At 33.0% G+C, this 17,131-nt stretch carries 14 protein-coding genes; 11 read left to right on the forward strand and 3 right to left on the reverse strand.

Annotated features, from left to right (window positions below; genetic code table 11):
- Positions 1-158: 158 nt before the first annotated feature.
- On the forward strand, positions 159-2,810 hold the full coding sequence (locus EHE19_RS04250) for a translation factor GTPase family protein (protein WP_137698045.1): 2,652 nt from the start codon (positions 159-161) through the stop codon (positions 2,808-2,810).
- A gap of 354 nt (positions 2,811-3,164) precedes the next feature.
- Here the strand turns inward: EHE19_RS04250 and EHE19_RS04255 are convergent, their stop codons facing one another.
- Complete coding sequence (locus EHE19_RS04255) at positions 3,165-3,716, reverse strand: cysteine hydrolase family protein (RefSeq protein ID WP_137698046.1); 552 nt, start codon at positions 3,714-3,716, stop codon at positions 3,165-3,167.
- Between the two features lie 407 nt (positions 3,717-4,123).
- On the opposite strand from EHE19_RS04255, the gene EHE19_RS04260 reads away from it, so the two are divergent.
- The 6 genes from EHE19_RS04260 (at position 4,124) to EHE19_RS04285 (ending at position 8,289) form a co-directional block, all read left to right on the forward strand.
- On the forward strand, positions 4,124-4,615 hold the full coding sequence (locus EHE19_RS04260; protein ID WP_137698047.1) for a pyridoxamine 5'-phosphate oxidase family protein: 492 nt from the start codon (positions 4,124-4,126) through the stop codon (positions 4,613-4,615).
- Between the two features lie 188 nt (positions 4,616-4,803).
- The gene (locus EHE19_RS04265) at positions 4,804-5,988 is read left to right on the forward strand and encodes an RtcB family protein (protein WP_137698090.1); all 1,185 of its coding nucleotides are present in this window, start codon (positions 4,804-4,806) and stop codon (positions 5,986-5,988) included.
- 416 nt (positions 5,989-6,404) lie between these two features.
- Entirely contained in the window at positions 6,405-6,812 is a 408-nt protein-coding gene (locus EHE19_RS04270) for a hemerythrin domain-containing protein (RefSeq protein WP_171003597.1), read from the forward strand.
- A gap of 90 nt (positions 6,813-6,902) precedes the next feature.
- Positions 6,903-7,097 (forward strand): DUF1858 domain-containing protein, encoded by a 195-nt coding sequence (locus tag EHE19_RS04275; RefSeq protein WP_137698049.1) that lies wholly within the window; start codon positions 6,903-6,905, stop codon positions 7,095-7,097.
- Between the two features lie 12 nt (positions 7,098-7,109).
- Positions 7,110-7,730 carry a hypothetical protein gene (locus EHE19_RS04280; RefSeq protein ID WP_137698050.1) on the forward strand — a complete coding sequence of 207 codons (621 nt, stop codon included), beginning with the start codon at positions 7,110-7,112 and terminating at the stop codon, positions 7,728-7,730.
- A gap of 4 nt (positions 7,731-7,734) precedes the next feature.
- Positions 7,735-8,289 carry a hemerythrin domain-containing protein gene (locus tag EHE19_RS04285; RefSeq protein WP_137698051.1) on the forward strand — a complete coding sequence of 185 codons (555 nt, stop codon included), beginning with the start codon at positions 7,735-7,737 and terminating at the stop codon, positions 8,287-8,289.
- Between the two features lie 253 nt (positions 8,290-8,542).
- On the opposite strand, the gene EHE19_RS19685 is transcribed toward EHE19_RS04285, so the two are convergent.
- Positions 8,543-10,111 (reverse strand): carbohydrate-binding protein, encoded by a 1,569-nt coding sequence (locus EHE19_RS19685; RefSeq protein WP_244648327.1) that lies wholly within the window; start codon positions 10,109-10,111, stop codon positions 8,543-8,545.
- A gap of 815 nt (positions 10,112-10,926) precedes the next feature.
- Between EHE19_RS19685 and EHE19_RS04295 the strand changes: the two genes are divergently transcribed.
- From EHE19_RS04295 to EHE19_RS19925, 3 genes are all read left to right on the forward strand, one after another.
- Positions 10,927-12,384, forward strand: coding sequence for an aminoacyl-histidine dipeptidase (locus EHE19_RS04295; RefSeq protein ID WP_137698052.1), 1,458 nt, complete (start codon positions 10,927-10,929; stop codon positions 12,382-12,384).
- A gap of 90 nt (positions 12,385-12,474) precedes the next feature.
- Positions 12,475-13,011, forward strand: coding sequence for a peptidase G2 autoproteolytic cleavage domain-containing protein (locus EHE19_RS19920; protein ID WP_205314726.1), 537 nt, complete (start codon positions 12,475-12,477; stop codon positions 13,009-13,011).
- A 20-nt stretch (positions 13,012-13,031) separates the two neighbouring features.
- Positions 13,032-13,295, forward strand: coding sequence for a peptidase G2 autoproteolytic cleavage domain-containing protein (locus tag EHE19_RS19925; RefSeq protein WP_280513972.1), 264 nt, complete (start codon positions 13,032-13,034; stop codon positions 13,293-13,295).
- Positions 13,296-13,582: 287 nt separating this feature from the next.
- On the opposite strand, the gene EHE19_RS04310 is transcribed toward EHE19_RS19925, so the two are convergent.
- A complete protein-coding gene (locus tag EHE19_RS04310) occupies positions 13,583-14,863 on the reverse strand; it encodes an endo-1,4-beta-xylanase (RefSeq protein ID WP_137698054.1) in 1,281 nt (426 codons plus the stop codon).
- Positions 14,864-16,367: 1,504 nt separating this feature from the next.
- Between EHE19_RS04310 and EHE19_RS04315 the strand changes: the two genes are divergently transcribed.
- On the forward strand, positions 16,368-16,838 hold the full coding sequence (locus EHE19_RS04315; protein ID WP_137698055.1) for a hypothetical protein: 471 nt from the start codon (positions 16,368-16,370) through the stop codon (positions 16,836-16,838).
- Positions 16,839-17,131: the final 293 nt, after the last annotated feature.

A 17,131-nucleotide genomic window follows, 5' to 3' on the forward strand; every position in this document is an offset into this window, starting at 1 on the left:
TTAATAGGCCTTAGGCTGAATAATTTACAGAAAAGTTTGAGTTAATAATAGCTATTTATAAATTTGAAAAAATGAATACATACTGGTATCATCATATTAGATGATATAAATACAGGCTATGTTTTACAATATATAAATATAAAGGATAGAACCAGTGGATGGAAAAATTAGTTATTGGAATATTAGCACATGTAGATGCAGGAAAAACAACATTATCAGAGAGTTTGCTTTATCTAAACGGTAAAATAGGAAAATTGGGCAGAGTGGACAACAAGGATGCTTATTTAGATACCTTTGAATTGGAAAAGGCAAGAGGAATCACTATTTTCTCCAAGCAGGCTCTTTTTGAAATAGGGAATATACAGATTACCTTACTGGATACTCCAGGACATGTAGACTTTTCAGCAGAAATGGAAAGAACACTTCAGGTTCTTGATTATGCTATTTTAGTAATAAGCGGTGCAGACGGAGTTCAGAGCCATACAAAGACATTGTGGAGTCTGCTTAAAAAGTATCAGATTCCTGTTTTTATATTTGTAAATAAAATGGATCAAAGTGGGACAGATAAGGAAAAGTTAATAAAAGAACTAAAAAAGCAGCTTGACGAAGGTTGTATTGAATTTGAACAAGCTGAGGCTGAAGATTATTATGAACAATTGGCAATGTGTGATGAAACCCTTATGGAGGCATATTTAAATATAGGGTTTCTAGAAACAGAGTTAATTAAAAAAGCTATCAAGAATCGAAAAGTATATCCGTGTTTTTTTGGTTCTGCTTTAAGGCTGCAAGGAGTAGAAGAATTTATGCATGGTATAGAATTGTATACCGTGATTCCTGAATATCCCCATGAATTTGGTGCTAAGGTATTTAAAATAACAAGGGATAATCAAGGCAGCCGTCTGACGTATATGAAGATTACTGGTGGAAGTCTAAAGGTTAAGGATGTCTTAACCAATGGAACTTGGGAAGAAAAAGTAAATCAAATTCGTGTCTATTCAGGACATAAATACGAGGCGGTTAGTGAAATTGGGGCAGGCTCTATATGCGCCGTAACAGGACTTACCCAAACAATGCCGGGAGAAGGACTAGGGATAGAGGAGGCTTCATCTGCACCAGAATTAGAACCTGTTTTATTTTATCGAATTATACTTCCAGAAGGCTGTGACCCAAGAGTAATGATTCCTAAACTGCGTCAAATTGAAGAGGAAGAACCAGAACTTCATATTGTATGGGATGAGCAGCTGCAGGAAATCCAAGTGCAGATAATGGGAGAAGTACAGCTTGAAATTCTCCAGAGCCAGATACAAAGTCGATTTGGTGTTTCTGTGACATTTGATCAAGGAAGGGTTGTTTATAAAGAGACCATACTAAATACAGTTGAAGGAGTAGGGCATTTTGAACCTTTGAGGCATTATGCAGAGGTTCACCTGTTGTTAGAACCGGGTGAGCCAGGAAGTGGGCTGATTTTTGGGACAGATTGCAGCGAGGATTTGCTTAGTAAAAACTGGCAGAGGCTTATTTTAACTCATTTGAGAGAAAAGACTCATAGAGGAGTTTTAACAGGCTCAGCCATTACAGACATGAAAATTACTTTAGTATCGGGCAGAGCGCATAATAAGCATACTGAAGGCGGTGACTTCAGAGAGGCTACCTACCGTGCAGTACGACAGGGTCTTAAGCAGGCAGAGTCAAGATTACTTGAGCCATATTATTCATTTCAGTTGGAATTACCTGAGAAAATGGTTGGAAGAGCAATGGCAGATATTGAGAAGATGCATGGAACATGTGAAATAACACAGTCAGATGGGAATACGGCTGTTCTTGAGGGAAGTGCTCCCGTTACTACCATGAAAAATTACCAGATGGAGGTAGTTGCTTATACAAAAGGCCTTGGCAGGCTATTTTGCAGCCTTAAAGGATACGGACAATGCCATAATGAAGCAGAAGTCATTGAACTTATTGGATATGATTCAGAAAGAGATATCGGTAATCCCACCAGTTCTGTATTTTGTTCAAACGGCGCAGGATTTATAGTGGATTGGGATAAAGTTAAAGATTATATGCATGTTGAAAGCTATTTTAGTAAAAAAGAAGATACGGAAGAAACAACTAAAAAAATAGCTTCATACGTAGAAGAACAGTGGATTAGTCCAGATGAAATTGGGCAAATTTTTAATAAAACATTTTATGCAAACCAAGGAAAGCGATCTACTTGGAAAAGACGCAAAGTATCCAGCAGAAGTTATGATGAACCTTCGAGAGTTACTTACGTTGCAAAACAAAAAGAATTTGAAGAAGAGTATCTCCTTGTGGATGGATATAATATTATCTATGCATGGGACGAACTAAAGGAACTTGCTGATAAAGATATGGATATTGCCAGAATTAAGCTGCTTGATATTCTAAGTAATTATCAGGGAATTCGGAAATGTGAGATTATAGTTGTATTTGATGCTTATCGTGTTTCGGGTCATCAAGAAGAAGTAATGGATTATCATAATATCCATATGGTATTTACTAAGGAGGCGCAAACAGCAGACCAGTACATCGAGAAATTTACCTATGACAATAAGAAAAAATATAAAATAACAGTTGCCACCTCTGATGGATTACAGCAGATTATTATTAGGGGAGCTGGAGGGGCTTTACTGTCTGCCAGAGAACTAAAAGCTGATGTAGAAATGGCTAATATGAAAATGATGCAGCAGCATCAGGAGATGCAGGAAGTAAATCGCAAATTTTTAAGAAATACCTTGTCTCAAGAAGCAAAACAGCAGATGAAAAAAATGTTTGAGGAAGCAGAAGAATAGCAGGAGAATATAAAGGAATAGCACCAAATACAAGGATAACGATTGATTTGGATATAACTATATCGTACTATTTCTTCGATTCTCTGTATGTTTACAGACATTATAGCTTAATAAAATCAACTGGCTTGTGGGCTTGTTATAGGGTTTAGGTACGTTTGAAGACAATATAGCCTTGATAAACTCAACTAGCATATGGGCTTGCTAGAGGGTTTAGGCCTGTTTGAAGACAATATATCCTTGATAAACTCAACTAGCATATGGACTTGCTAGAGGATTTAAGCATGTTTAAAGACATTATAGCCTTAATAAACTACTGTGGATACAGTTATTTTTCTCAATTCTTAATATGGCATTTTATATTTCAAAGCTTGTTATCCATTCATCTAAAGTAAGAACTTTACTAAATCTTGAAGCTTGTATTATTAATATTGTTTTATGAAGATTTTCGGCAGAAATAGTACCTGTACTATTTGATATGGGTATTGTACCTGTAGCATCCGATAAAAATTCTACGGAATATCCCATATGCATTGCTTCTCTAGCAGTGGTATCACAGCACATCTGTGTCATGTAGCCTACTATAGTTACAGTATCAACTTCCATATCTCTTAATACTTTTTCTAGATTAGTATTCTTAAAACTACTAGGAAGATTTTTTTCAATAATGTGGCTATGATTTTTACTCAACAATCCTTCAGGAATTTCCCACTCTTTGCTGCCCTTTCTAAATATTGATGCATTCTCTTGAGGAGATGAGTGCTGAATAAGTATAACTGGAATATTATGCTGATTGGCTGTATCTACAGCCTTTAAAATATTATCAAAGCTATTAGGAGGATATTGTATGGGTAATTTCCCAAAGAAGTATTCATTTTGTACATCAATTACTAGTAATGCTCGTTTCATGTAAATATTCACTCCTTTTATTAAGGTAATCAACTTTACCACTAGCCAACTTCCCATTGATAAGTTTATCACCTATGATTTTTAACTGGTTTTAACTGGGAAAGTTAAATAAATTATAAGAAATTATAACGCCGATATAATACATAAATGTATTTATATAACATAAATATTATACATTAATTTTTGGGTAATTAGTATTGATCACATAGAAATATGAATTATGTGAAAAGTGTACGTATCTATAGTGGATGTAATAATCGTAATTATCATAATAAGGGTTTAGTACTTTAATATTTTTAGCTAATTAGTATATAATTGAAGCAATGCATAGAAAAAGACAAGAAATATGAAGGAACCACAAAATAAGGTTATTTACTAAGACTATCATACTATAGAAGGAGTCAAAAATGAATAGGTTTGAAGAAGGGTTAAAAATAATAGAGGAAAGATGTGGTAATGGAAAGGATAAGGTTATAGCTCTCTCCACTATTGCAATGGAACCAAATGAAGAGGGGAAACCCCGTCCTTATGTACGTGAAGTGGATGCATTTTATGAAGATGGAGTGTTTTATGTTACTACTTGGGCAAAATCAACTAAAATGCAGCAGATAGCTCAAAACCAAGAAGTGGCATTTGCACTATGCAATGGATGGTTTTCTGGAAACGGAATCGCTGAAAATCTCGGATGGGTTCTAGCCCCCCAAAATGCACAGTTAAGGACTAAACTTCGTGAAGCATTTTCTGAATGGTACGATTTCGCAAATAATGAAAAGGATGAAAACTGTATTATTTTAGCAATTCGTATTATAAGAGCTACAGTAATTAAAGATCACGGTGCAGTTCGTTACAATATGGACTTTGTAAATAAAGTTGAGACTGACGAAGGTAGGATTAAATAGAGGAGATATTTAATGTTTAATGATTTTATAAAGCATTGCTTGAACAGCTAAATACCTTACTTTCCAACAAAACCAGTGATAAAAGTGTTTAGAATGAGATTACTAAAGAGATTACTAATGTAATGCAAGCAAATCTCTGTTGCTATTAATTATTTTTAGCAATGGAGATTTGCTATATGAGAGGAGAAATCATGATAATTAAGGGAAAATATAACACAGCTAAGGTGTTTACTGATAATGTGGAAGAAAAGGCGGCACAGCAGATACTCGAGCTTTGCAACGAGGAATTTACTAAAGATAGCAAAATAAGAATTATGCCTGATACACATGCAGGTGCAGGATGTACTATTGGAACTACAATGACAATAAAAGATAAGGTTGTTCCTAATTTGGTTGGCGTTGATATTGGCTGTGGTATGTTTGTAAGCATGATTGGCAAGGAAAATGTTGATTTCAGTAAACTTGACAATGTTATAAGAAGTTTTGTTCCTAGTGGATTTGATGTCCGCGAAACACCACATGAATATAATGAATTTGTAGATATTTATAACTTAAAATGTAAGGAACATGTTGATCTGAAAAGAGCAACGTTAAGTATTGGAACGCTTGGAGGCGGGAACCATTTTATAGAAATAAATAAGGATGAGCTTGATAATATTTACCTGGTAGTTCACTCTGGAAGTAGGCATTTAGGTAAGCAAATCGCAGAATATTATCAGAACAGAGCAGCGAAAGAGATTACAAGAGTAAGTAATGAAACTATTATTGCTGAATTAAAGTCAAAAGGAAAAACACGAGAGATACAGACAGAGCTTGAAAATAAAAAAACAAAAATAAACAAAGCATTGGCTTATCTTGAAGGACAAAGCTTTGATGATTACATTCATGATATGCGTATTGCTCAAAAATTTGCTCAATATAATAGAAAGGCTATAGCAGAGGTCATTATCAAGAAAATGGGTTTTAATGTGGTTGATAGTTTTACAACAATACATAACTATATTGAAACTGATGAGATGATTTTGAGAAAAGGTGCAATTTCTGCAAAGAAGGGTGAAGTTGTAATTATTCCTATAAATATGAGAGATGGAAGTATTATTGCTACGGGCAAAGGAAACGATGACTGGAACTATTCTGCACCTCATGGGGCTGGCAGATTAATGAGCAGAAAACAGGCCAAAATTAAACTGTCAATGGAAGAATTTAAAAAGTCAATGGAGGGAATTTATACAACCTCGCTATCTTTGGACACACTAGATGAGGCTCCGTTTGCTTATAAACCTATAGAAGAAATACTTGCAAATATTCATCAAACAGTTGAAGTAAATAGGATAATAAAACCTGTATATAACTTTAAGGCTTCGGAGGATTAAAATGTTTATGTGAAGAAGAGATGCCAAAAGATAAATTTCAAGGCTTTGCGACAATCTTTATTTGATTTTCAGTTCAATAAAGATTTTAAGTGATTTTGAACGCAGTTTGGGTTTGAATTTGTTTGGTTTTTATGTTAACCTAACGAAAAATCCATATCTGTGTTTTTTATTGCTCGAAAAAGCATCATATTCGAAAGGTTGTTATTCGAGCTAGCCTTCAACCGCAAACTACTGTCTGGTGTCATCGGATATTTAGCCAATAGTATTTTACTTGAGGAGAGCCTACTATGATAAAAATTAGTACAGCATATAGTTATAAAGATGCTTTTAGGTGTTTTAAATTGTAGCAGAGGATACAAAATTCCCGTATTATATGTGATATTATACAAACAGATCAGATAGGAAGGGGAATGAATATGGACTTAACTAATTTAAAAAGACAGCATAATGAGATAATAGAATTAGCAGGTTATATATTGAGTGATATAAAGAATAATACAGTGGATAAAAACATTGATAATATTGTTAAGAGTATAAATACCATATCAGGCAAGTTAAAAATACATTTATTAAGTGAAGATGAGTGCTTATATCCAAACCTTTTAAGCAGCTCAGATGCAGCGCTAAATATGTTCGGAAAGAAATATTACGAAGAGATGAGTGAAGTTACTAAAGGATATGATGAGTATAAAGCAAAGTATAATACATCAAGCAAAATTAAGAAAAATATTGGAGATTTTAAAGAAGATACAGAAAGAATATTTAGCGCTCTTTCAAATAGAGTGGAAAGGGAAGAGACAGAACTTTATCCTCTTCTAGGCTAAAAATAATTTTGGAACATATTAATATTTAAAATAGAATTGATAAACCTAAAAATTGAAATATGTATTTATTGATATATGGAGGAAAATAAAATGAAAATATCTAAAGAAATGACCATCGGTGAAGTTGTTAGAAATTATCCTGAAAGCATTAAAATTCTGGCTGGTTTTGGTATGGGCTGCGTAGGATGCCCATCAGCTCAGGCTGAAACCGTAGAAGAAGCATGTCAAGTTCATGGAATAAATGTTGATGAAATTATAAAGGCATTGAATGAATCTGTAAAATAAGGGGAGAAAATTATGAGTGCATTTTTAGGGAAAATCCATTATTGGCTTTACGATAAGATAAAATTACATGAAAAATTGATAGAAGCTATTGCAGAACTAGTTCAAATGAAGGGATATAACAGTGAGAATCTTTTAAGTGAAAGTCATGCTAAGTATGGATTCCCTGTAACAGGCTCACTAGAAAATGAAATAGAACATTCAAATATTCATGGTTGGCTTCAGCAAAGAATAATAAGTGTAGAAACCAGATTAGCATATGTAGTAACTGACTTACTTAGGGATAAGATTCTTACAAAAGAAGAGATTGCTGAGGTTTTTTATAAAAATGGAGCAAACGTAATGAAACAAAATGGAAATAAGGAAAGAACATCGGAGGAAATGTTTAAGCTTATTTTTGATAATATGCTTGAAGGAATGCCCTGCGACAGAGTAAGTGAAGTAATTGAAAGCAGTGAAACTATGATTGTTTGGAAGACTACCATAGATATTCATAAAGCATACTGGGATAAGGTTCAGGGTGATGTTAAAAATTATTATTACTTTAGAGACGCTTGGATTAACGGATTCTTGAGTGATACAGGATATAAATATACTAGTACAGAAAATAGTATAAATTCGATACAAAGGGTGTGATTTTATGGATGGAATTGCTTTAATGGTTAATGAGCATAAAAACATTAAAAGGATGTTAGAGGTCATAAGAAAAGCCTGCTTAGGCATTATGAATGGAAATGAAATTGACTATGCAGACTTTGAAGCTATGATTGACTTTGTGAGAAACTATGCTGATAAGCATCATCATGGAAAAGAAGAAAAAATTTTGTTTAATAGAATGGTAGATGAAATTGGAAGTGTAGCTGAAAAACTAATTAAGTATGGAATGCTTGTAGAGCATGACCTTGGAAGACTATATATGACTGAGCTTGAAGAAGCTTTGATCAAATTTAAAGCAGGTGATGCTGAAGCAAAACTTGATGTAATTGCAAACGCTGTTTCATATACTCATTTATTATCCAGACACATAGATAAAGAAGACAATGTTGCCTATACTTTCGCTAAAAGAGAATTAAGTGAAGAAACATTAAATACTGTTAATAGTGAGTGTGATAAGTATGAAGAAGATATGAGCAAGATTGGATTCCAAAATAAGTATATTGAAATGTTAGAGCAGCTTGAGAAGAAATATAAGTAGTTTACCTGCAAACTCAGTTCAAAATAAGGGAAGGGATGCGGACGTTTTCTTGGACTAGCTAGGGAATGTAAATATTTTTGTGTATGAAACCACATTATACTAGTATTTGGTTAAGTATTTCCTAAGAATTAACTAATAAATTTGATTTGTGTATTTAAACTATTGCCATATATTCAAAAACACTTATGTGTTTAGAATATATGGCAATAATTTTTTACACTAATAATATAATTTTATATTCAGAGTATCGATTTTAGAATGATGATATGATACCAAGCAGATACTTTTTCATCACTGCAAAGTCAAGAGCATCAACTTCGCCATTTCCATCTAAATCAGCTAATGCAGTGTTTTCAATTTCTTCTACACCCAATAGATGTTTCTTTATTAGCATTAAATCTAATGAATCTATTGAACCATCAGAGTTAATATCACCTATTTTACCAACTGGAGTTGCTGATTTGACAAATTTGAACCAGTCTAAGTTCATTAAATAATTACTTTCGCCAGTAAATTTGAGGTATACATCATGTATTCCAGTAACATTACTAATATCGCAAGATACATCTTTAAATATCTTCCATCCGCCTGTGTTAGACACAGCACATGTTCCAACTAATGTACCTGTTAGACTATCCAAACGAATCTCTATGTTTCCACCGTTTGATTCACTTCCTGCACTAGCTTGGAATCCAGTAGCACCGTCGCCAAAATCAACTTTGTAAACAGTGTAGTCTCCATTTTGGATAAATCCAATGTTTTTACCAGTATCAGATATATTGTCTTCAATCTCAACCCCATATTGGCTTATATAATCTTCTGCTTCAATTTTATTGAAAGCACTTACTGGTTCTACAGGTTCTGGAGGAGTATTATCTTGGAACAAATCTGGCAATATGTTATAAATATACTGATTAATATAACCCCACCAATGTGTACCACCATTAGCCACCATAAAATAGAAGTTTCCTTGTATAGGATCATTTGAATATATGAAAGTATCTGTTAATTTTTTTAATTCATTAATTTGAGGTACCATATTAGGATATGCAATATCTTCACTTCCTGAAGCACAGAACAACTTGAAGTCATGTGGTGCTTTATAACCGGCTTTCTTTGCAACATTTGCCAGATAAGCTGCTGTTTCCGCGGCTTTATTATTACCTCCACCTATTGCCCAACAGTCACCGCTTAGAGGTATAAAATATTTAATATAGTCAAGGCAGTTAATATATGTATACCAGGTACATACTGAACCCATTGAGAATCCACCAAATGCCCTGTGATCTCTGGAAGCTTTCATATCCGCAGCACTGGTTGATTTTAAATATGTATTATATTTTGTTTCAACAAGCGGAATAAGAGTAGTGCTTAATTCTTGAGGGAAACCTGCAACATCATTATTACCTTTGTAGAATGATGGAGTAACAAATATAGCTGGTTTAATATCTCCCTTTGCAATCATATTATCAATGATTACTTTTAATTCCTTGTTCTGACCTGGTCCGCCAAATAATAGATTTTCATCTTCTCCGCCGCCGTGCATCAGATATACAACGTTATACTTCGTAGAAGTATCAGCCTGGTTATATCCGTAAGGCAGATAGACGTTAAAATACTTGGTATCGTTACCCCATTTGTAACTTAACCTTTCGATAGTACCTTGCTTTGAACTGATATTTTTGTACTCATTGGGAAGTGGCCTGTAAATCTTCTCACCAGCAGCAGATACTGGACTGCTTGCAGCAGCTACGATGCTGAGAGCCATGATACCCGAAAGAACAAAACACAAGCTCTTTTTTAAACCTTTTTTCAAAAACATAACATTTCCCCCTTAAATATTGAAATTTTTGAGTTTCACCCCTCTATAATAAAGACACGCTACTAAATTGCTTTTTCGTTTTAGCAAGTTGTTATTTTTTGTCTATAAACAAATTTGCATAAATTGAAAAAGTTATTTTTTACTGTTTCCGGGTTTATTTTGCAAAAAACATTTTACCTTACCTAATCGAAGTTTGCAAAATTCTAGAGTGGTGTTTATAATCATTATACAACATTTTGTAAAAATATGAAAATAGTTTTAAAATATTTTGTCATTTGTGTAATTAATATTTTTAGGACTATTTATTTTTTGCATTTTTAATGAGTAAATATTGGGATATAAAGAGTTAATAGATTTTATATATCAGCATATATCCAGTAGTTAATCTAATATATACATGAAATAAAAATAATCACCTTGAATTTATATATAATATCTTTAGGATATCAAGTTTATTGTGGGAAATATGGAAATAATACAGACTATATTAATAATTATAAACCTAATTATAAACTAAAAGTTTAATTTATTAATAAAGCAGTATAATATATATAGTAAGATATTTTAATTGTATAGCAGTGAATAGTTGGTTAACGTGTGAGATTTTACGGCTAAACCAAACGATATAGGCTTTAGTAAGCTTTTTACGATGGATTATAAATCTGGCATTAAGCGGTTTGCAAAGGTTTAGCAACTTTGTTTAATGATTTTGAAGTATTGGGGTTTGAACCTTAATCAAAGCTATACGTTTTAGCTGCTAATTGGATTTTGATATTCCACAAATATTTTATAAATAAGAAAGCGGGGTAAATAAAATGGCAGAAATACTTAAGGATCTTCAACCAGTTGAGGTATTTAAATACTTTGAAAAATTATCGCAGATTCCTAGGGGATCAGGAAATGAAAAGGAAGTAAGCGATTATTTGGTGTCTTTCGCAAAAGAGCATCATCTAGAATATGTGCAGGACTCTGCATTAAATGTTGTTATAAGAAAGAAGGCAACACCAGGATTTGAGAACAGTCCATCTGTTGTTTTGCAGGGGCATATGGATATGGTATGTGAAAAAAATAAAGATGTAGACCATGATTTTACTAAGGATCCACTTAAGCTAAGAATAATTGATGATATGATTTATGCAACTGATACAACCTTAGGGGCAGATAACGGAATTGCAGTTGCCATGGGATTAGCCATTTTGGCTTCTAACCAATATCAGCATCCAGCTATAGAATTGCTTGTTACAACTGCAGAGGAAACTGGAATGGATGGGGCAATGGCACTAGACCCTGAAGATGTAAAAGGAAGAATATTAATTAACATTGATTCTGAGGAAGAGGGAACACTATTGGTGAGTTGTGCAGGCGGGCTTACAGCTAGAACCAAAATACCTGCTGTATGGGAAGATTTAGATGAAAACCGTATTCCATATATGATTAAAATTAGGGGCCTAAGGGGTGGACACTCTGGAATGGAGATAGATAAGGAAAGAGGAAACTCCAATAAATTAATGGGTCGTATACTTATGTCTATTTTGTCAGAAATAGACTTAAGACTTATTTCAATAGATGGTGGTTCAAAGAATAATGCAATTCCTAGAGAAGCAGATGCTATTATTTTAGTTAAAGCTGATGATAAGACATTAGTTGAGAAAAAATTATTGGAAATTGAAAAGATATTTAAAACTGAAATGAGGGTATCAGACCCTGATGTAAGAGTGGAATTTGAAATCTTAACTAACAGTCCAACAAAAATGCTTTCCAAAACATCAACTAATAATGTTATTAACTACTTGTACTTACTTATAAATGGTGTTACTTCTATGAGTATGGAAATTAAGGGTTTAGTAGAAAGTTCCTTGAACCTTGGAGTAGTTACCACTAATGAAGATTCGATAGTGTTTATTAGTTCAATAAGAAGTTCTGTTAAAAGCTTAAAAAATGAATTAACTAATAGACTTATTGTAACTGCTAAACTAAATGGTGGAAGTGTTGTTACAGAATCAGATTACCCCGAATGGTCATATAATCCTGATTCAAAAATTAGAACAATTTTTGAAGAAGTATATGAAAAAATGTACAAAACAAAGCCGCATATAGCTGCAATACATGCTGGGTTGGAGTGCGGCCTGTTTGCTGAAAAATTTGAACAATTAGATGCTATTTCTTTTGGGCCTAATTTATATGATGTGCATACGCCAAATGAACATATGAGTATTTCATCCGTTCAAAGAGTGTGGGAATATTTATTGGAGGTATTAAAAAATATAAAATAATTTAGTTTTGTTAAGTTAAATTGCAGATGTTTCCCATGCAGAAGGAGCTAATACAAATGCAACTGGAAGTTATTCTCATACAGAAGGTGCTTGGACAAGAACTATGGACAATTTTCTCATGCAGAAGGATATGTGACAACAGCTAATGTATATTGTTCTCACGTAATGGGCAAGTACAATAAAACTTTGGCAGGAAATCCTACATCCTTTTCTATAACATCTGATGCATTTACTATTGGTAACGGTGAATATCAAGCGGAAACCAATGCATTTAGAGTCACATTCGATGGGAAAACTTATGGCTTATCTGCTTTTAATTCAACAGGCGCGGATTATGCTGAATTCTTTGAATGGGCAGATGGAAATATTGACAATGAAGATAGAGTTGGATACTTTGTAACGCTCGATGGAGATAAAATCCGAAAAGCTAAATCTTCAGATGATTATATTTTAGGTGTAGTTTCAGTAAATCCTTCTGTTATTGGGGATAATTATGCTGACGATTGGAGAGGCAAATATGTGACTGACAATGGGGACGTATTCAGTGCCATAATGTCGTTGTACCTGCTACATATAGAATTGTACATCATGATGCTGTCTATGAAGAGAATACTGATAGGATTTTAACCGAAGCCTATGATGAAGAAATCCTTGTAAATGAAGAACATACAGATTATGTTCCTATTTTAAACCCAGACTGGGATCCATCTCAGGAATATATCCCAAGGGAGAAAAGAAAAGAATGGTCAGCTGTTGGTATGATGGGAAAACTCCTTGTAAGAGATGATGGCACTTGTCAGGTTAATGGCTTTTGTAAGCCCAATAATGCAGGAATTGCTACAACAGCTCCAAATGGATATAGAGTTATGAAAAGAGTATGTGAAAATATTATTCAAATTCTTGTTAAGTGATTAGTAGTTTAAATTTTCCTGTTTTATTTGCTTGAATTTAACTTGAAACTACTCTTTAATGCTTTTTCACATTCAGATATCAAACTTTACTTAATTATAAAAACAGGATTTTTATGGCTGTAATTAAGTGGTTTTGAGGAAAAATAAGACTTAAAAATAAGCTTTTTATATGGTATAAACTGATATCTTAACTTAAGGTGATTACCTTAATTAAGACAATGGATTTTTAATTAATAAATATGCCAGCCTGCTATGTAGACTGGCATATCTTAAGAAATTATAAATTATTATTTAGTTTCAGCAGGGAATTTTGATATAATTCCAAGCAGATATTGCTTCATTATAGCGAAATCTAATGAATCTACTGTTCCACTGGCATCTAAGTCTGCTGCAATCATACCATTTTCAGCAGGGAATTTGGTAATGTTTCCGAGTAGATATTGCTTAATGAGTGAATAGTCTAATGCGTCTACACTGCCGCTAGCGTCAAGATCACCATATACTACTGTTGGAGTAGGTGAAGTAGCAAGAGCAGCTTGGAATGCATAATAAGCTGGTTTTGGATTATAGTTTCTGTCAAAGATTAAAGCATTATCTCTGCCTGGGAATGTTTGTGGTACCCAAGAATATTTATCAGTGAAGCCCCAAACCTGAATAGCTTTTACTGCAGGTTGTGCCATACATTTCTCGATAATATTCTTGTAGTAGCTAGCTTGTTTTTCAAGTTCAGCTGATGAAGGATTACTGGATATACGTACATCCATCTCAGTTACGTATATCTCTAAGCCTAAATCTGCAAAACGTTGCATATTTCTAGCAAAGTCATCATAATCAATTGCGTATTGTATATCTAAGTGCATCTGGAAACCTATACCATCTACAGGTATACCACGATTCTTAAAGTCTTTTAGCATGTTATAAGCAGCATCAGACTTAGGACCAGTATACTCAAGATTATAGTCGTTGTATATCAGCTTAGCACTAGGGTCAGCCGCTCTAGCACGAATAAATGCTTTTTCTATAAAGCTCTTACCCATAGTTCTATACCAGAATGAATTTCTATAGCTACCGTTTTCTTCAAAAACTTCATTGGCTACGTCCCAAACTAAAATTTGGCCTTTATAACGTCCCATTACCTTGTCAATATGATTGTTCATTGCAGACTCCATAGCGCTAGCGCTAAGATTCTGTATCCAACCTGGAGCTTGACTGTGCCATACAAAGGTATGTCCATGAATCTGATAATTGTTAGCTTTTGCCCAGTTTACAAGCTTATCTGCTTCATTCCAGTTAAAGTTATTCTGTGAAGGCTCTAGAGCATCCCATTTCATACAGTTTTCAGCAGTTACCAGATTAAATTCTGGAGTAGCAGTGCTGAGGAATTGAGCAGAATCTGACAATGTACTAAAACCACTTGGGAATTCAGTTCCTATAAGAACTCTGCTTTGAACATCCTTCAATCTTTTACCTGTTGGAGTAGCGGCGTCAGCTGGTGCTGAGAAAAACGTAAGTGCTGTCATACATACAGCAAGTGCCACTGATAATGATTTGATTCTTTTTCCTCTCATAAATCGACTCTCCTTTAATTTGATATAGTACTTGAAACTAGCAAACGGCGATTGACCCTATGTTACGTTTTATCCTATTTATGCCAAGCTACTCATTGACATGAAATATCGTTATAGCATCGAACAAATATTTTGTTTTGTAAAATCAATTGATTATATTGAACTATCAGCACCTGCATCTACGACTGTTAACCCTTTATTTTATGGGAATTTGGTTATTGAACCAGACATGCATTGCTTCACTAGTAAATAGCCAATTGAAATTACACTGCAGCGACTATCAAACTTACCGAATGCTATTCTTTTGTCTGTTCACCAATAAAATGCCACTAGTTTGAATAAATAGTAATAGGTTATGCCGAAAACCTATTGCTTATTGATAATGTATATTGTATCGCTTACCATACAGGTTTTTGTCTACCTGTTTCGTCAAACTGCATACAGCTGTAACGAAATAGGTCTTCAAATTCTATGTATGTATAATCGATACATAGATATCAATATACTCAGAACAAGCGTATTTTTTGGTTATAGACATATTTATATACTTCTATAATAAGTACTCGTAAACATTTTTATTTTTTGGTCGCAGATATAAGGTTTGTAAAAAAATGGTTGATAATGAATTTGTTAAAACAAGGACAGCTATAAGCATAAATATAAGTTTAATATTAATTTATTATGACATTGAACTTTTTGGGCAATAAAATTAATTGTTTTTGAAAATATAGTAATTTATATATATAATTATTTTATAAAAATAAGCGTAATTCTAAACTATAAGAACAATATAGTGATAAATAGTTTTTGGAAAAAATTTTGTTTTCATTTCTTTAGGCAAGTATATACTGTGAAAAGCGTAAATAGAAATGTAAGAAAAGTAACAAAGTTATATTTTCAACTTTTTTATATTTTACCATTATATATCATAATAATAGTTCCGATATATTATTGGAAGTTTTATTAAATTTATTATTAATTTATATGGGTTTTGTTTTTTAATAAAATCATTTGATGTTCAGAGCCTTTAAACTATATGATTTTGCCCATTTTTAGTCGGTAGTTATGGATTTTTTATGTTAAAATAGTATACATAATAAGTATTCGTATCTGCTTTTTAAAAGGGGCAAGGTATACGCAAGGAGTATATTCTAACGGCTAGTCGAATTTTAATAAACAATGAAAATTCAGTTTGCATTAAATAGTTGAGCAACGTGGAATGTATTATTAGTTTACCTTATTTAGTGCAGTATTGGGTGTAGGTGTTAAGTTTGACAAGTTTGGAAACATAGATTGTGCATAAATGGTCGTTTTCGTGCAGGGTAAAGTGAAAGTGCTTTTTCTATTCTAAAGGTGAAGTAGAATATTAAAAAAGCATATACATAAGTAAAGATATTTATTGCTAAATCTTGTGCAGCGTAAATATTGTTAGAAAAGTATATATAAAGGCTTAAGATAGGGGTTTTTATCAAAATTTGTACCCAAAAGGGCGTAGGAGTTTAACATGGATTTAACAAACTGTTATTCTGAATTAAAAGCTTCACTTGAAGCATTGAGTAAGGAAAATATAAACGATTTGTCTTATTTGCATGACAGAGTATTGGTTAAATTACAGTTGTTTATTTATACATACAAAATCGGAATAGAAGATTATAATAAGTTAAAAGTTACCTTGTCTTCAGAAATTGAAAACTTTGAAGCTAATGAATCAATAGCCAAGGATAACGGGAAATCATCATTGATAATTTCAGGGTTAGCTGTAATATTTATTTTGGTATCACTATTGGAAATGGGCGTTAGTGCAATAATTATTTATCTCTTATTTTTCGGAGGTATAGGATTTTTGTTGTGTTTAATGGATATATCTGCAACTGAACAGAGACTTGATAAAAGAAAAAAGGTCATATATAAAATGTGCTTAGAAATACTTGATAAAGAAAATATTGATATTGAGATGGGCATTAATTATGAATAATTAATGCCGTTTTCACTTATTTAATGATATGTTATATTTGTCTTGAGATAGTTGAGCAGAGGAAATATCTCGAATTTCATATTTTCATATATGTTAGATCTGTGTTTGTTTGGCTGAGAATCAATTTTACGGTCAAAATCCCTTGTATGTTGCTTTTGCTCAAGTTATTATTTGGCACATATAGCAATATACAAACAGTCGCTTCTCTTAATTTTTCTTAATTAACTCAACTTTCTAATTAAAGTGTTCAACATGCAGTTTTTTTGTCGTGACAGTTGAGTCAATCTATTATT

It is taken from the genome of Ruminiclostridium herbifermentans (assembly GCF_005473905.2).
GTDB classification, from domain to species: domain Bacteria; phylum Bacillota; class Clostridia; order Acetivibrionales; family DSM-1351; genus Ruminiclostridium; species Ruminiclostridium herbifermentans.